16 protein-coding genes and 2 tRNA genes are annotated in these 24,439 nt (G+C 43.3%); 14 read left to right on the top strand and 4 right to left on the bottom strand.

The features are described from left to right. Positions 1-7 precede the first annotated feature (7 nt). Entirely contained in the window at positions 8-3,280 is a 3,273-nt protein-coding gene (locus KSW37_RS05440; RefSeq protein ID WP_217313565.1) for an Eco57I restriction-modification methylase domain-containing protein, read from the top strand. Here the strand turns inward: KSW37_RS05440 and KSW37_RS05445 are convergent. Both KSW37_RS05445 and KSW37_RS05450 read right to left on the bottom strand, forming a co-directional pair. Further along, entirely contained in the window at positions 3,258-3,692 is a 435-nt protein-coding gene (locus tag KSW37_RS05445) for a retroviral-like aspartic protease family protein (RefSeq protein WP_119227437.1), read from the bottom strand. The two genes, KSW37_RS05440 and KSW37_RS05445, sit on opposite strands and share 23 nt — an antisense overlap. Positions 3,693-3,713: 21 nt before the next feature. After that, entirely contained in the window at positions 3,714-3,851 is a 138-nt protein-coding gene (locus tag KSW37_RS05450) for a hypothetical protein (RefSeq protein ID WP_217313566.1), read from the bottom strand. A gap of 178 nt (positions 3,852-4,029) precedes the next feature. On the opposite strand from KSW37_RS05450, the gene KSW37_RS05455 reads away from it, so the two are divergent. Next, complete coding sequence (locus tag KSW37_RS05455; protein WP_217313567.1) at positions 4,030-4,497, top strand: hypothetical protein; 468 nt, start codon at positions 4,030-4,032, stop codon at positions 4,495-4,497. Positions 4,498-5,271: 774 nt separating this feature from the next. On the opposite strand, the gene KSW37_RS05460 is transcribed toward KSW37_RS05455, so the two are convergent. Together KSW37_RS05460 and gyrA are read right to left on the bottom strand one after the other, a co-directional pair. After that, entirely contained in the window at positions 5,272-6,480 is a 1,209-nt protein-coding gene (locus KSW37_RS05460; protein WP_217743430.1) for a hypothetical protein, read from the bottom strand. Between the two features lie 53 nt (positions 6,481-6,533). Then, positions 6,534-9,170 (bottom strand): DNA gyrase subunit A, encoded by a 2,637-nt coding sequence (gene gyrA, locus KSW37_RS05465; RefSeq protein ID WP_217743431.1) that lies wholly within the window; start codon positions 9,168-9,170, stop codon positions 6,534-6,536. A 283-nt stretch (positions 9,171-9,453) separates the two neighbouring features. Here gyrA and KSW37_RS05470 point away from each other — a divergent pair, with 283 nt between their 5' ends. From KSW37_RS05470 to KSW37_RS05525, 12 genes are all read left to right on the top strand, one after another. Continuing rightward, the gene (locus KSW37_RS05470) at positions 9,454-12,132 is read left to right on the top strand and encodes an ATP-dependent Clp protease ATP-binding subunit (RefSeq protein WP_217743432.1); all 2,679 of its coding nucleotides are present in this window, start codon (positions 9,454-9,456) and stop codon (positions 12,130-12,132) included. Between the two features lie 164 nt (positions 12,133-12,296). Further along, a tRNA-Thr gene (locus tag KSW37_RS05475) sits at positions 12,297-12,369 on the top strand. A gap of 32 nt (positions 12,370-12,401) precedes the next feature. Continuing rightward, positions 12,402-12,472: transfer RNA gene (locus KSW37_RS05480), tRNA-Gly, on the top strand. Between the two features lie 129 nt (positions 12,473-12,601). Beyond that, positions 12,602-15,205: an SLBB domain-containing protein gene (locus tag KSW37_RS05485; RefSeq protein WP_217743433.1), complete on the top strand. Its 2,604-nt coding sequence runs from the start codon at positions 12,602-12,604 to the stop codon at positions 15,203-15,205. Between the two features lie 34 nt (positions 15,206-15,239). After that, positions 15,240-16,778, top strand: a complete 1,539-nt coding sequence (locus KSW37_RS05490) for an ATP-binding protein (protein WP_217313572.1) — start codon at positions 15,240-15,242, stop codon at positions 16,776-16,778. A gap of 71 nt (positions 16,779-16,849) precedes the next feature. Next, positions 16,850-17,899, top strand: a complete 1,050-nt coding sequence (locus KSW37_RS05495; RefSeq protein ID WP_217313573.1) for a chain-length determining protein — start codon at positions 16,850-16,852, stop codon at positions 17,897-17,899. 2 nt (positions 17,900-17,901) lie between these two features. Continuing rightward, complete coding sequence (locus KSW37_RS05500; RefSeq protein ID WP_217313574.1) at positions 17,902-19,443, top strand: oligosaccharide flippase family protein; 1,542 nt, start codon at positions 17,902-17,904, stop codon at positions 19,441-19,443. 57 nt (positions 19,444-19,500) lie between these two features. After that, positions 19,501-20,508 (top strand): EpsG family protein, encoded by a 1,008-nt coding sequence (locus KSW37_RS05505; RefSeq protein WP_217313575.1) that lies wholly within the window; start codon positions 19,501-19,503, stop codon positions 20,506-20,508. An 83-nt stretch (positions 20,509-20,591) separates the two neighbouring features. Then, on the top strand, positions 20,592-21,740 hold the full coding sequence (locus KSW37_RS05510; protein ID WP_217313576.1) for a glycosyltransferase WbsX family protein: 1,149 nt from the start codon (positions 20,592-20,594) through the stop codon (positions 21,738-21,740). 26 nt (positions 21,741-21,766) lie between these two features. Next, entirely contained in the window at positions 21,767-22,573 is an 807-nt protein-coding gene (locus KSW37_RS05515; RefSeq protein WP_217313577.1) for a hypothetical protein, read from the top strand. A 9-nt stretch (positions 22,574-22,582) separates the two neighbouring features. After that, positions 22,583-23,395 (top strand): glycosyltransferase family 2 protein, encoded by an 813-nt coding sequence (locus KSW37_RS05520; protein WP_217313578.1) that lies wholly within the window; start codon positions 22,583-22,585, stop codon positions 23,393-23,395. A gap of 11 nt (positions 23,396-23,406) precedes the next feature. Continuing rightward, positions 23,407-24,369 carry an ATP-grasp fold amidoligase family protein gene (locus tag KSW37_RS05525; protein ID WP_217313579.1) on the top strand — a complete coding sequence of 321 codons (963 nt, stop codon included), beginning with the start codon at positions 23,407-23,409 and terminating at the stop codon, positions 24,367-24,369. Positions 24,370-24,439 lie beyond the last annotated feature (70 nt).

Consider the following 24,439-nt stretch of genomic DNA (forward strand, 5'->3'; position numbering starts at 1 on the left):
ACATGACATGACAAGAAAAGAATTCAACCAATATATACAGGAAGCCAGTTTCCAAGAACTGTTCGTCACAGAAATGGGATGGAACAACCCCAAGGGCATGACAGACATCCTTGTGTCCCACATCGACGAAATAGACTACGAGATGGAGGCCATTGCCGAGCGCAATGGTTTCCAAATACTTACCTGCCTGGTAGAGAAGATACCGACAGCTTCAACCTGCAAGAAGATAGACATCAAACTGCGCCAACAGGCTCATGACTACATCTGCATCTACATAGAGCAGCAGGGCTTCCATCACCAGTGGGTTGCCCCGGTAAACAAAGTGGAAAAGCGCGACATCGTAACCATCGAGTATGCCAGCGTTGCCCAGGCAGAGTTTCTTTACACCAAGATTCCCGACCTGAGCTTCGATCTTAACGAAGACACCACCATCATGGATGTGAAGCAGCGCATCCAGGGAGCCTTCATGGTGAATTCAGAGAAGATAACCAAGGATTTCTACGCAGGATTCAAGAAAGAGCATACCCAGTTTGTGAAATATATCACAGGCATCAACGACGAGATAGCCGACGACAAGAAGAACAAGGAGAAGCAATGGTATGCATCCGTGATGCTCAACCGCCTGATGTTCTGTTATTTTATCCAGAAGAAAGGTTTCCTGGATATGAACGAGAACTATCTGCGAGACAAACTCAGCATGGTGCAGCGAGAGCGTGGCGAGAACGAATTCTTCCAGTCATTCTACAAGGGTTTCCTGATACACCTCTTTCATGAAGGGCTGAATGGGCACCAGCGTAACGAAGCATTTCTCAGCAAATATGGCCGCATACCCTATCTGAACGGAGGCATGTTCGATTTTCACGACATCGAGAAGATGTTCAAGGATATTGACATCGATGATGAGGCGTTCCTTCACCTCTTCGATTTCTTCGATAAATGGCGCTGGCATCTGGATACCCGCATCACAGCATCGGGCAAAGACATCAACCCCGACGTGCTGGGCTACATTTTTGAGCAATACATCAACGACCGTGCCCAGATGGGAGCCTACTACACCAAAGAAGACATTACGGAATACATAGGCAAGAACTGCATCCTGCCCTTCCTTTTCGACAGCGTTAAGAAGACCACCTCTGAGAAGGATTTCAAGGAAAAGGGATACATCTGGCAAACCTTGCAGCAGAGCGGCGACAAATACATCTATGATGCCGTGAAGCACGGATATACTGCAGATTGGCTCTCGCTCATCCCGGGCGAGATAGCAGAAGGTGTGGATACCACCCAACCACAACTTCTGGAGCGCAGAAGTCATTGGAACGAGCGCACACCAGAGCCATTCAATCTACCTACGGAGATATGGCGAGAAACCATCGAGCGATTCCAGCGCTGCGATGATTTGCTGCAGAAGATTACTGCTGGCGAGATTCACGAAATCAACGATTTCATCACCTACAATCTCGATATCCGTCAGTTTACATACGATTTATTGTTACATACAGAAGACCAACTCTTGGTAGAGCATTTCTATCATGCCATGCAGCACGTCTCTATCCTAGACCCTACCTGCGGCAGTGGCGCCTTTCTGTTTGCAGCCATGAACATCCTGGAACCATTGTATGAAATCTGCATTACCCGCATGGAGGAGTTCCACCAGAAGAACGAGAAGTTATTCGTAGCTGAACTTGAAGAGATTAGCAAGAAGTATCGCAGTAACATTCAGTACTTTATCTATAAGAGCATCATTCTCCGCAACCTCTATGGCGTTGATATCATGGAAGAGGCTGTAGAGATTGCCAAGCTGCGTCTGTTCCTGAAGATGGTAGCGGTAGTGGAAGTAAATCCAAGACTTGATAATCTTGGCCTGGATCCGTTACCGGATATCGACTTCAATATTCGTTGCGGCAATACTTTGGTGGGATATGCTACGGAAAAGGAATTGGATAATGACTTGAATTATGGCGACATGTTTGCTAAACAGGAGTTCAAGGACAAGGTAGAATTGGAGATGGAGGTTGTGGCTCGCGCCTACGAGCAGTTCAAGGACCTTCAACTTACTTCGCAGGAAGAGGCAAGCGAGTTTAAGGAGTCTAAAATGCAGCTCAAGGCAAAGCTTTCAGGACTTAACGACTTGCTGAACCATAAGCTTTTTTCTTCAATGGTATCAGATGCCAGCATTTCGTATGAAGAATGGCTCTCCAGCCACCAGCCTTTCCATTGGCTGGCGGAGTATTATCATATCATGCATAGCAATGGTGGCTTTGATGTTATCATTGGCAATCCGCCGTATGTGGAAACAAGAAAGATTAATTACTCTTTAGAGGGATATAAAAATAGATATTCTAACTTATATGCATATTGCATTGAAAGATTCTATAATTTAAATGCACAAGCTTCAAGATGTAGTCTCATTGTGCCAATGAGTTTTACATCAATACGTGACTATGAATTATTAAGAATGTATGTTATCAATCAATATAATACAATATACATCACAAATCATGCGATAAGACCAAGATCGCTATTTGAAGGTGTTTCACAACGTGTCTCTATTTGTCACTTTTCGAATTCAAACAAAACAAAAGTGTTTACAACCAAGTATTTAAGAACCAATAATAGTGAAACCCTATTCAAAACTTTAAAATTTGAACAAGCCATTATTGATACGGCCAGAGAGCATTTGATACCTAAAATAGGAAGTGGATTGCATAAAAATATTTGGAAAAAGCTTCATTCAAAGAAAAAAGATATCAATAGTGTTATATCAAGTGATGGGGTACAATTATATTATAAGGATTATGGAGAAACGTATTGGATTTTCCCCTTTAATTTTATCCCATACTTAACACCCATAAAATCATATAAGATGGTTTATTGTGAAGACAAATACTCAAATCAAGTCTTCCAAATCTTAAATTCATCTCTATTTTATGTATTTTACTCGACTATATCTGATTGTTGGCACTTTGGAAACTGGCACATCAATGAATATCCTGTGTCTATCAAGGAAGTTGAACACCTTGAAAAAGATATTATATCTGCGTCATACAAAGAGAATAGAATAACGAGATATGATAGCAGGGCAAATGGGGATATATATGAATATCATATCAGCAAATCCAAGCCCATCATCGACGAAATCGATAAGCTTCTGGCAAAGCATTACGGCTTTACAGAAGAAGAGCTCGACTTCATTATCAACTACGACATTAAGTATCGTATGGGCGATGAGCTGAACAGGGAGTCTTCGTTGTATCATTTTAAAACTCGATATGCTCACTAGAAGGATAACGAAAAGCAAACCAAGTTTGATCATCTTTGTTTGTAATAACAAAATCACCTAAAGTTATAATGTCCATTCCTATGATAACATCATAATCCCCAATGTCACCAGACAATGCTTCAATACCTGTGAATTCCAAACATCCATCTACATAAATGTTTATTTTGTAAACAGATGAGTCCATGCATCCTCCGACACCCTCGATTTGTGTTTGTCGAACAGGTTTTAATCCCAAAGCATCAATTACGGCTGACGAAATAATCGTATTGGTAGCTCCAGTATCCCAAACAGTAGATTCTACCTCGCATCCTGATACCAATACCCCCTTCTTTCTTTCAAAAAAAGGAGTAATAACGCAATCTGTTTGGATTGTATTTACTCTACATGGATGCTTCTTACTAATCTTTTGCATATCTACAGAGATTATAAAAGTCTAGCAAGGGCGTACAGAAACTACCTTTGCCACATGTCCCTCAGGAATTCCTGGTACTACTATCGAATAGCTAACAGGATATTTCTTTTCAAACTCCTCAATAGGAAGAGCGAATACTTTTAATTTCTTTTTCTTCATAATTTACTCCTTTCTTGTTTACTTATATCTTATTTTAATATTAATTTTTGTGCAAAAATACACAGAAGTTTTCAAAATACCAAATATTTCCAGACAAATCTGCAAAAAGGTTATTATTTTCTTTGATTTTCAGCGGATTATTCGTATTTTTGCATCGTTATAAATATAAATTCTTTATATGCCAGAAATACTATCCCATATAGGAAACCTGGACTTGCTAGAACGCCCCAAGACAGCGTTTCTCTGTTCCAGCAAGACTACAAGTCGAGACATCCTTAAAAGTTTCGACTGGGCTACAAGTGTGCCTAAGGATTCCTGCATCATCAGCGGATTCCAGACAAAACTGGAAAAGGATGTACTGCAACTTCTCCTGAAGCGCCACATCCCAGTCATCATCGTGCTGGCTAGAAGAATGTATAAGATGCTGCCTGCCGAAATGCAATCAGCCATCGACAGCAACGAAGCTCTTATTATCTCCCTCTCCCATCTTCCCCGCAACTCCAAGCAAAGTGCTTTGGCTAGGAACAAATACATCATCAGCATCGCTGACAATGTAGTATTTGGAGCTTTAGACCCAACCAGTTCACTCACTAACCTGGTGGAGGAACAGAAACTACTTGGAATAGAAATACACGCAAGCGTATGATATCAAAGGATAATGCGTAAGATACAATCGCAGAATACGGAAGAAGTTTTCGGAAAAGACAGATGAAGTTGTCGGAAAAGATAGTATAGGTTATCGGAGAAGTTAACTCCGTAGGCCGCACAACAGGTGTTGTGCGCTTGCATAACAGCTGATATGCGCTCGCACAACACCTGTTGTGCATGCGTAGACCAGCTGATGGGCGCCTACAGCAAACCAACATTACTCGCAGATGGTTTTATCTATCTGTTTTGTAAAAACTTATAACCGGATTTTTGATATTGATTACTATACAATCTAGAGATAGAAATAGAGCTATTAAGCACTTCATTTGCCACATTACCTGGTTTTCAAAGAAAGAAAAATCTATAGTTGTACGACTATAACCCCTATAGTCGTACAACTGTAGAGCTATGGTTGTACAACTATAGCACCTATAGTCGTACAACCGTAGAGTTATGGTCGTACAACTATAGATCATTTAGCCGTACAACTAAAGAATCACTGCAAAAGGCGTTTACCAACAGCTACATAACTTTCTGTTTATCAAGACATTGTGATTTTCTATCATATTTTCAATATTCACAGCAAAATAAAAGCAGGATGAAAATATGTGATTCTCAGCAGGGTATTTGTCATAAAAAACTATAGTCATATCCTGATCAATATATTGGTAAAACTGAGAACAATTCACTATCTCAAAGAAACAAAAAAAAGGGATGTCACACTAGGTGACATCCCCATATGAGAATCAAATACTTATTTGAAGTTCAATCTTTACTTGCTCTCAGCCTCAGCCTGCTTGGTCTCTGCTGCGTTAGGACCATAGTAGCCATAGTAAGCCTGGTAACGGGTGTAACCCCAGTTTGCCTGAGCCTTCTCTGGATCGAGCTGCTTAGCCTTGTCGAGAACCTTGATAGCCTCCTGGTAAACAACCTTGCGGCCATTAGGATCCTGCAAGTTACCAGCCTTGCTGTTGTAGCAAGCACCCAGATAAGTAAGAACAACTACGTTATCCTCCTTTGCAGCAAGAGCCTGCTTCAAACACTTGATAGCGTTGTCAGCATCGTTCTTTTGGATATACATCATACCCTTGTTAGCAAGAGCTACGAAGTTGTTAGGGTTCTTTGCAATAGCTGCGTCCAAAAGTTCAGTCTGCTCCTTCTCCATCTTCAATGAAGAGTACATAGAGTTCAAACCATCGAGAACAACCTCATTGGTCTCGTCCTTTGCAAAGATATCCTTGAGCTTGTTAACATAGGCGAGAGAGTCCTCGTGAGTCTTCAAACCATCCTTCATCACATAGAGCTTGAGGTTGAGGGCATCCTTAGCCTCCTTCTCGCTCTTCATAGCGATGTCGCAATACTTCTCGCAACGGGCAGCATCCTTAGCCTGGTATGCATAACGGGCTGCAAAGAGAGCAACCTGACCGATATACTCCTTCTCGCCATCCTTCTGCTTCTGGTCTACAGAAGCGAAGAGAGGCTCATTGTCTGTATCGAGGAATGCACCCCAATACTTCAATACCTCATCAGCCTTATTGTTCTGGGCTGCTGTCTGACCCGCATTAACGAGCTGAACACGAGCACCCCATACACGGCTAGCGTTGTTGTTAAACTTAGGAGCAACCTTACCCTTAGCGTTAGGAAGCTGGTCGTACTTGTAGCACTCAATGGCATTGATCAATGCATTGTAAGCGCCCTCAGACATAGCAGCCTCGTCTACCGGGTCGTTCTTCTTCATGATCTGATTGGTCTGCTGGATGCTCTGCTGGTCGTTGAACTGCTTCATAGCGAGATCAACGAGCTTGTTGTAAGCCTTGGCCTTCTCTGCATCGTTTGCCATCTGACCTAAATTCTGCTTAACCAAAGCCTCAGCCTCGGCATAAGTCTTAGCCTTCATGACTGCCTTGAGAGCGTCACTATCGCCTGCGAATGCTGATGTGGCACCTAGTACCATCATTGCAGCTACTAAAAACTTTTTCATTTTTCTTAATGATTTTAAAAGTTGTTATTATTTATTTTTACGCGTCTTTTCTTTTATTCGAAATCTACGTTGTTTGAGTCCACATTCTCTGTTTCTGATGCTTCGTCTGCGAGATGAGCCTCAGCCTCGGCAGCCTCTTCTGCTGTCTTGGCACCTACGGTATCATTCTCTATCTCCTCGCTCTTCTTTGCCCAGGCAGAACGGCTCTCCTCTTCTACAGAAGCCTCGAGCTCTGAACTCATCACCTTGCATACGCTGGCAATGATATCATTCTTCTTAGCAAGGTTGATGAGGCGCACACCCTGGGTAGCACGGCCCATGACACGGCAATCAGCTACTGCAAGACGAATCACGATACCACTCTGGTTGATAATCATGAGGTCGTTATCATCGGTTACGTTCTTGATAGCTACCAGTCGACCGGTCTTATCGGTAATATTCAGTGTCTTCACACCCTTACCGCCACGCTTGGTAACGCGGTAATCGAGTACATCAGAACGCTTACCATAACCCTGCTCGCTCACTACCATCACGGTTTCCTTCTCAGGATCGTTGACAACAATCATACCTACTACGGCATCATCACCCTCATCGAGGCGCATACCACGAACACCGGTAGATGTACGGCCCATTGTACGGATCTCGTTCTCGTCGAAACGGACTGCTCGACCATTGCGGTTGGCAATAATCAGCTCGTTATGACCATTTGTCAGACGAACATCTACCACCTCATCGCCCTCTACGATGTTGATAGCAATCACACCGTTGGCACGTGGACGGGAATATGCCTCCAGACAGGTCTTCTTCACGGTACCATTCTTGGTAGCGAAGACTACATAATGGTTGTTGATGAACTCTGCATCATTCAATCCCTTCAAACGGAGGAATGCATTCACCTGGTCATCGCTCTCGATGTTGAGGAGGTTCTGGATGGCACGGCCCTTGGAGTTGCGGTCGCCCTCAGGAATCTCGTAACACTTCAACCAGTAGCAGCGGCCCTTCTTGGTGAAGAACAGCATGGTCTGGTGCATGGTAGCAGGATAGATATACTCGGTGAAGTCCTTATCACGGGTACGGGCTCCCTTAGAACCTACTCCACCACGAGCCTGCTCACGGAACTCAGACAATGGGGTGCGCTTGATATATCCGAGATGACTCACGGTGATAACCACTGGGTCGTTTGGATAGAAGTCTTCTGGGTTGAACTCATGGTCATCTGGTTTGATCATGGTGCGACGTGCGTCACCATACTTCTCCTTCACCTCGTTGAGTTCGTCCTTCATTACCTTCTTGCAGAGTTCAGGATCGTTCAGAATCTGGTTCAAGTAGTCGATAGTCTTCATCAACTCGTTGAATTCATTATGCAACTGCTCCAGACGCAAGCCTGTCAACTGGCTGAGGCGCATATCCACGATGGCCTTACTCTGAAGTTCATCGAGTTCGAAACGCTTCTCCAAGTTGCGCTGGGCATCAGATGGAGTCTTGCTGGCTCTGATAATATGTACCACCTCGTCGATGTTGTCGCAAGCAATAATCAAGCCCTCGAGAATATGAGCACGCTCCTGTGCCTTCTTCAGTTCGAACTGGGTGCGGCGGATCGTAACATCATGACGATGCTCTACGAAATACTTCACACACTCCTTCAAGCTCAAAAGACGTGGGCGGCCATTAACAAGAGCGATGCAATTCACTGAGAATGAACTCTGAAGAGCTGTCAGCTTAAAGAGTTTGTTCAGAAGAACATTGGCATTAGCATCACGCTTTACATCAACAACGATACGCATACCCTGACGGCCAGACTCATCGTTTACGTTAGCGATGCCATCTACTCTGCCTTCCTTGGCAAGGTCAGCAATAGCCATTACGAGCTGCTCCTTGTTTACACCGTAAGGAATCTCGGTGATAACAATCTTATCATGGTTTTCACCACTTTCAATCTCGGCTGTAGCACGAACCACGATTCTGCCTCGACCCGTTTCGTATGCATCCTTCACTCCCTGGATACCATAGATGGTAGCACCGGTTGGGAAATCAGGAGCAGGGATATACTGCATCAATCCATCTGTGTCAATGTCAGGATTATCGATATATGCACAGCAACCGTCAATTACCTCACCCAGGTTGTGAGTAGGCATATTGGTAGCCATACCTACAGCAATACCATTGCCACCATTTACCAGAAGATTAGGAATCTTGGTAGGCATCACGGTAGGCTCCTGCAAGGTATCATCGAAGTTGTTGGTCATATCAACTGTTTCCTTGTCAAGGTCATCCATGATATGCTCACCCATCTTGGAGAGGCGGCACTCTGTATAACGCATGGCAGCAGGAGAGTCGCCGTCAACAGAACCGAAGTTACCCTGTCCGTCAATCAAGGTATAACGCATGTTCCACTCCTGTCCCATACGCACCAAAGCGCCATAAACAGAAGAGTCGCCGTGAGGATGATACTTACCGAGCACCTCACCTACAACACGCGCACATTTCTTATACGGTTTGTCACTGGTGTTTCCAATGCCGAGCATACCGTAAAGAATACGGCGGTGCACAGGCTTGAAACCATCGCGCACATCAGGGAGGGCACGAGCCACGATAACTGACATCGAATAATCGATGTAGCTCGACTTCATTTCCTCCTCAATGTTGATTTTCATGATTCTATCATGATCCATTGTCTGATTTTCGTCCATTTCTTATATTAATGTATTATTGTTTATTCATTACTTTCAAAACGCCTGTTTTCTATCCGAAAATCGCGTTTAAGGGCATTTCCTTGCGTTCTAAGCCGTTTTACCCTTTTGAAATTCCCGACAAAGATACAAAAAAAAATGATACCAAAACGCTTTAGAGGCGAAAAATCGCATTATTTTAGCATTATTTGTATTTTAACAATGCAAAAAAGTTGGCATATCATTTGCTATTATTGAAAATAATGTGTACTTTTGCACTAAGATTAAAAAAATATAAGCAAATATGATAAATCCGTTTTCACATATACAGGACATACTGAACAGAAGCAGCAAAGAAGCTGCACGCACATCGGGCAGCGAGATTAGCGTGGAGCATCTGATGCTGAGTCTGATTAGCCAGAACGACAGCGATGTCAACAAGCTCCTGAAGGGCGCAGACATCAGCCCGATGGCTTTCGGCGAAGTCCTTACCAGCAAATTAGAAAGGCGTATGGAAGAAGCTCCTGCCGATAACGTGAAGGAAAACAACCATATCCCATTCAACCCTATAACAGACAGTATCATCAGAGACTCTATCCGCGAGGCAAACAACTATGAGCACTCCAAGATTGTAGAGCCAAGACATCTGCTGCTTGCCATTCTGAGAAACGGCAAAAACCCTGTAGCCAACTGGCTTGGCCAACTGGGTTTAAACTACGACCGCGCCATCGAAATGCTCTATCCTTCTGACAAGGATGATGAACAGAAGACAGAAGAGCCGAAGGATTTCAAAATGGAGCCTCAAACACCAGATTCAGAAACACCTGCTGCGGACAAGCAGGAGGAAGCAGAGAATCTGGAGATGGCAGGCGGAATTGAAGCAGAAGATGACTACAACGAGCAGAACGACATGATGGAACCTGACGAAGAGCCATTCGATATGGAAAAGGACCAGAACCCGATGAGACTGTCTACCCGTTCAAATGGAACTCCGCGCAAAAAGAGCAGCACCCCTACCCTCGACAAATATAGTTTCGACATGACCAAGGCTGCAGCCGAAGGAAAGCTGGACCCTGTCGTGGGCAGAGAGAAGGAGATTCAGCGCGTGCTCGAGATTCTGGGACGCAGAAAGAAGAACAACCCAGTATTAATAGGTGAACCGGGCGTAGGAAAGAGTGCCATCGTAGAAGGACTGGCACAGCTCATCAACAACCAGGAAACATCGCCTATGTTCTTCAACAAGCGTCTGGTAAGTCTCGACCTGACTGCCATCGTTGCAGGAACCAAATTCCGCGGACAGTTTGAAGAGCGCATCAAGAATGTGATCAAGGAACTGGAGAACCATCCGGAGATCATCATCTTCATAGATGAGATTCATACTATGATAGGCGCCGGTTCCGGTGAAGGAAGCATGGATGCTGCCAACATTCTGAAGCCTGCCTTGGCAAGAGGGGTCATCCAGTGTATCGGTGCCACCACGCTCGACGAGTATCGCAAGAGTATCGAGAAAGACGGAGCCCTGGAGCGCCGTTTCCAGAAAGTTATCGTTGAACCGACAACACGCGAAGAGACCCTGCAGATACTGCGCAACATCAAGGGACATTACGAGAAGCACCACTGTGTGAGATATACAGACGAGGCTCTCGAAACATGTGTCAAACTGACAGAGCGCTATATCACCGACCGCCACTTCCCTGACAAGGCTATCGACGTGATAGATGAAGCCGGCTCGCGCGTACATATTAATAATGCAAGTGTTCCTGCTCCATATATCAAACTGGAAAAAGAACTGAAAAAGATAATCAGCAAGAAACAACAGGCTGTAGCAAACCAGAACTTCGAGATGGCAGCCTCATGCAGAGATGCCCAGACCAAAATCGAGAAAGAGATTGAGGAAATGAAGGCACAATGGCAGCAGGGAGAGATAGGTGAATACGTTGAGGTTACAGACGAAGACATTGCCAACGTAATCAGCATGATGACCGGCGTACCGGCTCAACGCATGGCTGAGGGCGAAAGCAAACGACTGAAAGACCTCGAACACAACCTGAAGCATAAGGTGATTGCTCAGGATAACGCCATCAACAAGATGGTAAAGACCATTCTGAGAAACCGCGTAGGCTTGCGCGACCCTAACCATCCGATTGGCGTATTCATGTTCCTGGGTCCTACAGGTGTAGGCAAAACCTACCTTGCCCAGAAACTCGCCGAAGAGCTGTTTGGTTCGAAAGATGCACTCATCAGAATAGATATGAGTGAATTCTCAGAGAGCCACAACACCTCCCGTCTGGTAGGAGCGCCTCCTGGATACGTAGGCTATAACGAAGGTGGACAGCTGACCGAAAAGGTACGCCGCAAACCATACAGCATCGTATTGCTCGACGAAATAGAGAAGGCCAACAGCAAGGTATTCAACCTGCTCTTACAGGTACTCGACGAAGGCAGACTTACCGATGGTAACGGCAGACTCATCGACTTCCGCAACACCATCATCATCATGACCTCTAATGCAGGAACCCGCCAGCTGAAAGATTTCGGCAGAGGCGTCGGCTTTACTTCTGCAGGTATAAAAGGCGGATTGGCGATGGACGAGAAAGACAAGGAATATGCCCGCAGCATCGTTCAGAAGAGCCTGAGTAAGCAGTTTGCTCCAGAGTTCCTGAACCGCCTTGATGACATCATTACCTTCGACCAGTTGGATCTCAATGCCATCAAGCGCATCATCGACCTCGACTTGGAAGGACTGGTCAAGAGAATAGAAGACCTGGGGTACCATTTCCAGATTACCGAAAAGGCAAAGGAGATGGTAGCTAAGAAGGGATACGATGTGCAGTTTGGCGCCCGCCCACTCCGCCGCGCCATCCAGACCTACATTGAAGATTCCGTTTGCGAGATGCTGCTCGATGGCACAATGAAGCCAGGCGACACCATCTCGGTAGGCAAGAATTCGAAAAAAGAAGAATTGACATTCAAGAAACTATAATCAGAAGAGGGACTATCGACAATGGATAGTCCCTTTTTTGTTATGAGCCCACTAAAGTTTCAGACGGACTTTAGTTAATAAGAGTTAACCGCAAGAAAAGTTTAGGCAATAATTTCTTATTTCAAAAAATATTCATTACCTTTGCATCTGCTTTCGGGCAAAAAGCCATGATGGCTCAGTTGGTAGAGCAACGCATTCGTAATGCGTGGGTCGCGGGTTCGAGTCCCGCTCGTGGCTCTTTCTTGTGAAAGGAGTTAGTATTTTCCTTCGCGAGATTAGCACATCGGTAGTGCACGGGCTTCCCAAGCCTGTGAGGCGGGTTCGACTCCCGTATCTCGCTCAGAACATCAGTAACCCAGGGTTGAACCCTGGGTTTCTTGGTTTTATTAACATCTTTTCAGCCTTCTATAGCAACAAAATCACTTTTTTCGAGTTATTACATAAATATAACTAAGATAATAGAACAATAATGAAGAAACATATCATACTTGTACTGGCGCTGGTTCTGTCTTCAGGACCACTTTTCGCACAGAGTTCTCACATGACAGACGATCAGGTGATGAGTTTTGTGGTGAAAGAACATGAGCGTGGCACATCCAACTCACAGATTGTTACCAAACTGATGCAGCAAGGCGTAGACATCTCCCAGATTCGTCGTGTACGCAACAAGTATCAGAAGATGTCGCAACAGAACGAACTCTACAGCACATCAGCAGCAGGAAATGTTGCGAACAAGAGAATGCGAACCAACAATGGTAAACAAAGAGAAGATTACCAGAACAAGGATAATGAGAAACTGTCTTCAACCTATAGTAACTATCGCATCCAGAGCAAGCAGAACGACAGCTACTATTCATCTTATGATGAGAGTAATCCTGACTATGCAAACTTCAGCAAGGAGATGAATGCAATGGTTCCAGATACAGCTACCATGATTAAACAGATGCAGGCAGAGCTCGGTATCAAGCGCAACAAGGTATTCGGCCGCGACATTTTCAATAACAAGGATCTCAGTTTCGAGCCAAATATGAACATCGCTACCCCACAGAACTATCGTCTGGGTCCTGGCGATGCGGTTATCATCGACATCTATGGTGCCTCACAGAAAACTATAGAGAGTACCGTTTCGCCAGATGGTGAGGTAACCATCGAGGGTTATGGACCAGTCAGTGTTTCAGGCTTGACCGTAGCTCAGGCTAATGCCCGCCTACGCAATACCGTGGGCAGCAGATACCGTTCAAGTCGCATCAAACTCACTGTAGGACAGACCAAGACCATCATGGTTAACGTGATGGGCGAGGTTAAGATTCCGGGCACCTATACCCTCTCAGCCTTCGCCACCGTATTCCATGCCCTCTACATGGCAGGCGGAACCAACGATCTGGGTACATTGCGAAACATCAAGGTTTACAGACATAATAAGCTGGTAACAGTTGTTGACATCTACGACTACATTCTGAACGGCAAGCTGACGGGTAATGTCCGTCTTGCCGACAACGATGTTATCGTAGTAGGTCCATACGACTGTCTCGTAACCATTTCCGGAAAGGTAAAGCGCCCGATGATCTACGAAATGAAGAAGAACGAGAGCGTCAATTCCCTTCTGAAGTATTCCGGCGGTTTTACAGGCGATGCTTATAAGAAATCAGTAAGACTGAACCGCAAGACAGGCAGAGAACATGCCGTATATAATGTTGGGGAGTTCGACTTCTCAAGTTTCCGCATCGATGACGGCGACTCAATCAGCGTAGACAGCATCCTGCCACGCTACGCCAACACCGTAGAGGTGAAAGGAGCCGTATTCCGTCCGGGCATGTACAATCTCGGCGAAGAAATCAACAGCGTACGCACCCTGGTAGAGCATGCCGAAGGATTGACTGAGGAGGCATTCACCAACCGTGCTGTAATGCACCGCATGAAGTCTGACCGCTCGCTCGAAGTAATAAGTGTAGACATCGCCGGCATCATGAACGGCAAGACTCCAGATATCCCATTGAAGGAGAACGATGTCCTCTTCATTCCTACCCGACAGGAAAAGATTGTAGAGCGCACCCTCACCATCCGTGGCGAAGTGCAGTATCCTGGAGTTTACCAATATGCCGACAATGAGACCCTCGAAGACTTCGTTCTTCAGGCAGGCGGCTTAACCGACAAGGCGTCAACCGTTAATGTAATGGTAAGCCGTAGAGTAATGGATTCCAAGGCTTTACGTCCAGACAGCGTTATTGCCAAGACCTACACCCTATCTCTCAAAGACGGCTTCGTTATCGACGGCACCCCTGGCTTCAAGCTGATGCCATTTGATGAAGTAATGATTCGTCAGAGTCCGGCGTATGTAGAGCAGCAGAACGTATCGATTACCGGTGAAGTTATGTTTGCCGGTCTCTATACATTAGACCGTCGCAACGCCCGCTTGAGCGAACTCTTCAAGAAGGCAGGCGGAGCTACCGACCAGGCATACCTTAAGGGAGCCCGCATCATCCGCAGAGCAAACGAGCAAGAGAAACAGCGCATGGAGGCAGTATTGAAGATGCAGCGCGAAGAGATGCAGAAAAACCTTCTGCAGCTTGCCGCCAGCAGCAACAATGCCAATGCCATCTCGCAGACCTCTAAGGATGTAGAGCGCACCAACATAGAGAAGTTCAATGTACCTAGCGAGTATCCGGTAGGTATCGATCTTCCTGAGGCATTGGCGAACCCAGGCAGCGATGCCGACATCATCTTGCGCGAGGGTGACCGTCTGGTCATTCCTCAGTACAATGGTACGGTAAAGATTAACGGTGCTGTAATGTTTGCCAATACGGTAGCCTACGAAAAGGGCAAGAAGCCAAGCTACTACATCGATCAGGCAGGTGGCTTTGCCTCAGATGCATTAAAGAGCAAGGCATACATCATCTATATGAACGGTAAGGTAGCCAAACTCTCTCATGGTGCCAAAGTGCAGCCAGGCAGTGAGATTGTCATCCCAGCTAAGTTGAAGCGTAAAATGAGTACCGCCGAAATGATGAGTATGGGAACCAGCATGAGCAGCATCGCCGCTATGATTGCTACGATTGCTAATATGAGTAAGTAAGAATAATCAAACCCTATAAAAAAGGAGTCATTCTATGAAATATCCTATAGGAATACAAGATTTCGAAGACTTGCAACGTAATGGTTATGCATACGTTGATAAGACAAACTTCGTATACAAGCTCGCAGATGAGGGCAAATATTACTTTCTGAGTCGTCCACGCCGATTCGGAAAGAGCCTCTTTCTGTCTACTTTGGAAGCATACTTCCAGGGTAAGAAAGAACTCTTCGAGGGCTTAGCCATATATGACTTGGAGACAGAATGGAAGAAATATCCTATCTTCCATATCGATCTCAACACAGCCAACTTTCGAGAGAAAGACAGCCTGTATACGGTGCTTAATGACTACCTCACAAATTGGGAGGACAAATATGGAGCCCGTGAGTCAGAAGCCACACTTGCCCTTCGTTTCAAGGGTGTGATAGCACGAGCTGCAGAGAAAGAAGGATGTGGTGTCGTAATTCTTATCGATGAATACGACAAGCCTATACTTCAGACCCTGCGTGACCCAGAGTTACAGGCTGAACATCGTGCACAGTTGAAAGCATTCTATTCGGTATTGAAGACCCAAGACCGGTATATCAAGTTTGCATTCCTCACAGGTGTAACCAAGTTTGGCAAGGTTAGCGTGTTCAGCGACCTCAACAACCTGACGGATATCTCGATGGACCACCGCTATATTAGCATCTGCGGAATGACAGAGAAGGAACTGCTTACGAATTTCAAGGAAGGTATCAACGAATTAGCCGAAGCCAATGGCGATACAGAAGAAGCCACAATAGCAAAACTGAAAGCAAGATACGACGGATATCATTTCGAGGAAAATACAGTAGGCATCTATAACCCATTCAGCGTACTGAACACTTTGTCAAGACTTCGCTATAAAGACTACTGGTTTGAGACTGGCACACCCACATTTCTAGTTGACTTGCTGAAAATGCACAACTACCGTTTGCCAGACATGACAAAGGAAAGGGTATCAGACGATGTAATCAACAGCGTGGATTCGCTGTCAACCAATCCGATACCTGTGATATACCAGAGTGGTTATCTCACTATCAAAGGCTATGACGAAAGGTTTAAGAAATACCTACTAGGCTTCCCTAACAAAGAAGTGGAAGAAGGTTTCCTTAACTTCCTGCTGCCGCTATACTGTTCTGCAGGTGACCGTTCTGCCTTTATGGTCGATGAGTTTGTGAAGGATGTAGAAGCAGGACATGTTGAACAATTTATGAATCGGCTTACCGCTTTCTTTGCGGACAACAGCTATCAGGTAGCAGGCGAAGCAGAACTTTACTTCCAAAATGCCCTATATCTCATTTTTAAGATTATGGGATTCCACACACAGGTAGAAATACCGACAAGTGATGGCAGGATGGACGTTCTCATTCAAACTTCCGACTACATCTACATCATCGAATGCAAATTAGATGGAAGCGCCGAAGAAGCTCTGCAACAGATAGAAGTCAAAAACTATGCAGCTCCTTTCGCAATGGATAAGCGAACACTTGTCAAGCTTGGCATCAACTTCTCCAGCAAAACAAGAGGAGTTGAGAGTTGGAAACATAGATAAGTCATTAGCATCGCCGCTATGATTGCTACGATTGCTAATATGAGTAAGTAAACAAAAGAATAACGAAGAAAATGGATAATAATAATTCAGTTAAACAAATTGATGTAACAGCCATCATAAAAGCAATGATAAAAAACAGGAAAGCTTATTTTATAGGCTTACCTATCTCATTCATTTTATCTATCCTAATTATCATGTGCGTGCCTAGACATTACAAAAGCACAGCTAAACTTGCTCCAGAGTTATCTAGTTTTAGCTCAGGTTCCTTGGGAGAACTTGCCTCTTCTTTCGGATTCGACATAGGTAGCTCTTCTTCTAACGAAGATGCCATTTTCCCTGAATTGTATCCAGACTTGATTGAATCTAATGATTTCCTTACAAGCTTATTTGATGTCAAAGTCAAGTCACTTGACGGGACCATCAACACCACCTACTATGACTACCTTGCAACAAAACAAAAATATCCATGGTGGACTAAAACGATTAATAGTATAAAAATATTGTTTACAACAAAAGATACAACAAGTCGCACTAGCAGTATAGTAAATCCTTTCAGACTAACCAAAAGACAGGATCAAATAGCCAGGAGCATTGCCAATAAAGTATCATGTACTGTAGATAAGAAGAACTATGTGATTTCTATTTCTGTAGAAGCACAAGATCCACTAATTTGCGCAACTTTAACTGATACAGTACAAGCCAGATTACAACAATTTATCACAGATTACCGCACAAGTAAAGCACGCAAAGATTTAGAGTATTATCAGAAACTCTGGTCTGATGCCAAAATCAAATACGAAAAGGTTAGACAAGCATATGGCAGTTATGCTGATGCCAACAATGACATCATATTGGAATCCTATAAATTGAAAGAAAATGACTTAGAAAATGAAATGCAGCTTCTTTATAATAATTATACAGCGTTACAGGCTCAAGTTCAGCAAGCTCGAGCAAAATTAACACTTCAAACACCAGCTTTTACTACGCTACAAAGTGCCTCCGTACCTTTAAAACCCGCAGGTCCAAAAAGAATGTTGTTTGTAATTGGAATGACTTTTTTGACCTTCATGATTATTACATTTTTTTCTATTAGAAAAGTTATATTTGGAGAAATCGATTAAATATGTATGCAAATTGCAAAGACATACAAAACCGTTCTAAGCGAATAGCATCCAATACATTGGTGCTATTCGCTAGAATGCTTATTATCACCTTCGTCAATCTCTATACGGTACGTTGGGTATTGGCAGGACTTGGCACAGAAGACTATGGTATCTTCAATGCCGTGGCAGGCGTGGTGACAGCAAGCACATGCATTAGCAGTGTACTTGCCCTATCCACCCAACGCTTTTATTCATTCGCAATGGGTAAAGGAGAATCAGACAGATTAAAGGAGATTTTCTCCGTGAGCCTCAACATAGTCGTGATGATAGCTCTCGTTCTGTTAGTCCTATTTGAGATTGTTGGTCCCTGGTTGATATCTACACAACTCACCATTCCTGCGGAACGTATGGAAGCGGCACAATGGATTCTTCAGTTTTCCCTGTTTTCTTTCATATTCACCCTCCTGCAGATACCATTCATCGGTGCAGTCTTTGCCAATGAGAATATGGGCTATTATGCCCTGATTTCTACCATCGACTGTATCGTCAAACTTCTCATTGCCTATTGCATCGGCATGACAGGTGGAGACGATTTGGTGTATTATGGAGTAGCATTAATGCTCGAAGCATTCATGGTTATGTTGCTTTACGTTATCATTGCTAGAAGAAAGTATCCGGAATGTAAATATACCATTGTAAAGAAGAAGATCCTCTACAAGGAGCTTTTCTCTTTCTCAGGCTGGTCATTCTATGGAGCCTTGGCAGGTGTAGGCATGACTCAGGGAAGTACTATTATTCTGAATGTGTTCTTCGGACCAATCATCAATGCAGCCTTTGGAATCGCCAATCAGATATACAATGCCATCAACACGCTCACCAATAGTGTGGTCATTGCTTTCCGACCTGCGATGATCAAAGCATATTCGTCGAACGAGAAAGGATATCTAGAGCAGCTTTTTTTTGCTAGCAGCAAGGCAATACTCTATTTGCTGTCGATGGTTCTCATCCCATTCATCTTCGAAGCAGAGACGTTGCTCACACTTTGGTTAGGAGAATGTACACCTACCATGGTCTTGTTTGCCCAACTCTATGCGATATATACAATATGTCTGGCATTACATAATCCGATTACCACCATCATACAGGCAACAGGCAACATTCGCAAATACAGCATGTATGTTGAAAGCATGACGATACTATGCCTGCCTGTCAGTTGGGTTTTATTCAAGTTAGGCATGCCATCCTACTATGTATTCGTCACAATGATTGGACTTTGCATTCTGGCACATATCATCCGATTACTGATGCTGCAAACAAGTATTTCAGATTTAACCGCCAGTAAATATCTGGCGAGACTGGTATTACCGGGCATTCTGATTATTTCGATAACCACGCTGATAATATATTGCGTAGAAGGATTACATACAAACAGGATTCTTCAGCTATTCTTGTCGTTTATCGTTTCAGCAATAAGCATATCAATCCTACTATATGCAGTTGGAATTTCGAAAAAAGAACGGAGTCTCATCAAAGATTTAGTAAATAGAAAAATTAAAAAATAAAGCTATATGGGTTATATAATCATAGCAATATTCTTTATCGCAATCATATTGTCGTATATGGAAGAGTATCTTGGTAAATACAAACTTCCATTATATCTGCTGATAGGTATGTCACTTATCTTATTGGCAGGTTTACGCGAAGTTGGCATCGATCCTGATTCTCTGAATTATGAGGAAACCTACCGAAACTACTTTAGTTCCGGCCGACAAGAGAATGTAGAATATTCATATATTCTATTGTCCATGATACTGAATCTCATCACTGATGATGTACATATTTTGTTTTTGTTTTATGCATTCTGGGGATTAACACTCAAATTTGTAGGATTCAGGAAATACTCTACAATGTGGTTTTTGCCGATAGTCGTCTATATGGCTTATTATTATGAACTGCATGAAGTTACACAAATCCGCACAGGCATATTGTCCGGTTGCCTCCTTTTGGCTATAAAGCCAATAGCAGAGGGCAAGAAGAAATTAGCATTAATCATTCTGCTGATAGGCTCTTTTTTCCATATATCTGGACTTCTGCTTTTACCACTGATATTTTTAAGCAACAAGCCAATGACAAAGAAAGAGAAAATTATATGGGGTAGTCTCATCCCTTTAAGTTATCTCTTTTATTTTACAGGTGCAAACTTTATCGTAAGTACCAACCTTCCTTACATTGGGGACAAGCTTGCTCTATATCAAAAAGGAGTAGAAAAAGGTTTATTAACAGTATCTGTAAATGTATTCAGTCCAATGCAGATGTTTTCTGTAATGCTATATTATTATCTGTTATTCTTTCATGATACCCTCATAAAGTTTAATAAATATTTTGTAGTGATGATGAAAATTTTCACGCTGGGATTATTCTGCTTTGCAACATTTGCAATTTTGCCAGTAATGGCTCAACGTGTATGTTATCTGTTTTGTATCGTCAACGTAATACTTTACACCAACATCTGCTACACCATCAAACAAAAATGGATTGGCATTTCAATAGTATCTTTAATCTCACTCATTATATTAAATTATGGTTTAGGCTACATTGAATTTCCATTCCTATGGAAGATTGGATAAATTATTATTTGCCAACAAGCAGAAAGATGTTTTTAAATAAGAGTTTAATTAATTTGAAATAATATATAATAGAAAACAACATAATGGAAGCAAGAGTTATAGCATATTATTTGCCACAGTTTCATCCAATCCCTGAGAACGACAATGTCTGGGGACCAGGATTTACAGAATGGACCAACGTAGCCAAAGCCCGTCCTGTATTTCATGGACACTACCAGCCAAGAATACCAACTGATTTGGGCTTCTATGACCTTCGTCTGCCTGAGACCCGAGAACAACAGGCTCAGCTGGCACGTGAAGCTGGTGTAGAAGGATTCTGCTACTGGCATTACTGGATGGGTAACGGCAAGCGTCTGTTGCAGCGCCCATTCGATGAGGTTCTTAATTCCGGCAAGCCAGATTTTCCATTCTGCCTAGCATGGGCAAACCATGATTGGAAAACCAACACTTGGAAGAACAAAGGTGGCAATCAGATGATCTGTGAGCAATTGTATCCCGGCGATGAAGACTACATTGCCCATTTCAACTATGTGCTCAAAGCATTCAAAGATCATCGTTACATCACGATAGATGGTAAGCCACTGTTCCTGATTTTCGACCCATATCACTTTAAGGATGTTCGCCACTTCATGGAACTCTGGAGAAAGATGGCAAAGGAGAATGGGTTGAAAGGCATATTCTTTGTTGCCATGTGTGCATCTACCACAACTGTCAAGAGAAACGAAGATGGCACAATAAGCCGAGTGATGCCAAACCTCGAAAGCAGTGCCGACATCTACAACTCATTCCTGAAATTAGGCTTCGATGGTATCAATCCGATGGGAAAAGGTAGAGCCGAGATGATGTATCAGGGAAAGTATTGGCGTATTGCAAGAAAAGCGATGCAGAAGGCTTTACCTTTCATGCCGGCACTGAAGTATGATTATCCTAAGGTGATGAAGCATTTCTTTTCACCGGAAGACAATTGGGACAACGTGTTCCCTACTCTTTTCCCACAGTGGGACCGCACCCCTAGAGCCGGCAAGCACGAAGGTATCTACGTAAATGCTACCCCAGAGAACTTCGAGCATCATATAGAAGATGCACTGCAGCTCATCAAGAACAAACCAGAACAGAGAAAGATTCTCTTCCTCCGCTCATGGAACGAATGGGGTGAAGGCAACTATGTGGAACCAGACACCAAGTATGGTCATGGTTTTCTGGATGCCATCAGAAATACAATTAAGAAATAAAAGAATAACTACATCGATAACGAAACATGGAAGTTAAAATCATACCAACAGGAGGACTTTGTAACCGATTACGTGCCATAGCCACAGGAGTGGCGGTGGCAAAGAAATATCATTGTCCTTCTGTCATTTACTGGAACAACAGCCTAGGCTTAAAAGCAGATTATTGCGAACTTTTCAAACCAATTCCACAAGATGATGTGAAACTGGTTGAGAACAAACAATGGCTATACAACATCAACGGTAACAAGGACTACCTGGTAAGATGGCCCCTGCTGAAAACGATGTTCGAGCAAGCCGTGTTCAACTTCAGCATCTATCGCAATGGCGATGAGGTATATAGCAAATTAAAGAAAAGCTATTCACGCTCGCTCCTCCTCATCTCGTGTTATCCTATGTGTACAAAATATACCATCCAAGGGATGTTCATTCCACAAGATGATATCCAGCGCAGAATAGACGAAGTAGTAGCAGGCTTTTCTGAGAGAACTATCGGTGTGCATATCCGCAGAACCGACAATATTGTATCCATCCAATCTTCTCCATTAGAGAACTTTACTTATATGATGGATGCAGAAATTAAGAAAAATACCAATACCAAGTTCTATGTAGCCAGCGATGATGATGAAGTAAAGGAAAGTCTGAAATCAAAGTATCCGAACCGCATCATTACCCTGATGGATGATACAGACCGCAATTCCTTGGAAGGAATGAAATTTGCAGTGTTAGACTTATTCTGTCTTAGCAAGACCAATAAGATTATAGGAAGCGTAGGTTCTTCTTATTCACAGATCGCTGCAGAGATAGGAGGTATTGAAGTTGAATATGCAAAATAAGTAACAGTTATGGCAACTAAAATAAGTGTTATCATACCAACATACGCTCCCAAGGACTATCTTTGGGAGTGTTTAGGAAGTCTTGAGAATCAAACTTTATCAAAGGATGAGTTTGAGGTAATCCTCGTGCTCAATGGTGAAAGAGAACCTTATGAAAGTTTGATTCGCAAGAAACTGCCAGAATACTCCTTTGCCAGCACACTGCTTTACTCTACTCCAAATGGAGTATCTAGAGCTCGAAATCTTGGAATGGAAAAAGCACAAGGCTGCTATATCTGTTTCATTGATGATGATGACTGGGTATCAGACAACTATCTGGAGGAGTTGCTTTCTAAAGCATGTGACAACGGAATTGTTGAAGCCAATGTGAAAGCAGTGAATAAGGAAACAGGAGAAGAAAGTGAACAGCATTTTCTAAGTCGTGCATACAAAAACTATCAACCGGCAAAGGAATCAAGTCGCTATTCCAATCGCAGTTTTTTCTCGTCAGCATGTTGCAAGCTACTTCCCAAAGAATGTATAAACGGACAACGTTTCGACACAAATATCAAACGAGGTGAAGACTCCATATTCATGTATGGAATATCCTGGAAGATCAAACATGTAAAAGTAGCCGCACCTACTTGCATATACTACATCAGAAAGAGAAATAATTCTGCAGGAAGACGTAAGATCAGCATTGTGACCAAGATATATGAATTCCTATCTCAAAGTTTCAAATATACAGGCATGTACTTGAGGCATCTTATTCATAACGACCCTCTATTCTATCTAAGTAGAATAGCAGGAACTTTTTATAATAAACTGATACAGCAACATTAAAAATAGTAGATATGATACATCCAACATCAAGTAAAGGAGGAAGAATTCTCTTTGCTCCTGCTATTGGTTTATGTCATTTTTTAGGCAAGCACAACCCTGAATTGCTTCTGAAGATTAGATATTTTCTCACCTTCAAGAAAAAACTGAATTTAAAGGATCCCCAGGATCTTAACGAAAAGATTCTGTGGGCAAAGTTATATTCAGACACGACCCAGTGGACTACCCTTGCTGACAAATACAAGGTAAGAGATTATGTAAAGCAAAAGGGGCTCGGCGACTGTCTAGTCAAACTATACGGAGCTTGGGACGATGTGAACGACTTCGACTTTGACCAACTGCCAGAGAATTTTATTCTCAAGGCAAATAATGGCGACGGAAAAGGTACCAATAAAGCCGTAAGAGGTAAAAGTACCCTACCCATTGCCCAGAAGGCTGCTATTGTGAAGACCATAGATGAATGGTTACACCGCAAGAACATAGGACTGCTTCATGTAGAACCTCATTACAAGGAAATCCATCCGATGGTCATAGCAGAAGAACTGCTCCCTACACCGAAGGGCGAATCTACATTGATAGATTATAAACTGTGGTGTTTTAATGGCAAAGTTCACTATATCATGATATGTTCCGACCGTTCAGGCAATGGAGCCAAAGTTCACTTAATGCTCTATGACAGAGAGTGGAATGCGTGCCCACAATATTCTATATTCAGTTTTGGCTATCCTAAAGGTAAAATTATGCCAAAGCCTAAAAACTTGGAGAAAATGATAGAGGTAGCAGAAAAGCTATCCCAGGGATTCCCTGAATTGAGAGTTGACTTATACAATTTGAATCCGGAAGACGAGAACGGAAAGATTTACTTTGGAGAGTTAACGTTCACATCACTCGGAGGACTGATGACTTACTTTACTCCTGAGTTTTTGAAAAAAGCTGGTGCATTGTTTTGCATAAAAGATTTCAAAAAGAAAGTTTAATGGAATCATATTGACTGACGATAGCGCTGTATCGGTACCAAGCGTAGCGGTGTAATCGGTACCATGCTAT

This window comes from Segatella copri (assembly GCF_019127135.1).
Classification (GTDB): Bacteria; Bacteroidota; Bacteroidia; order Bacteroidales; family Bacteroidaceae; genus Prevotella.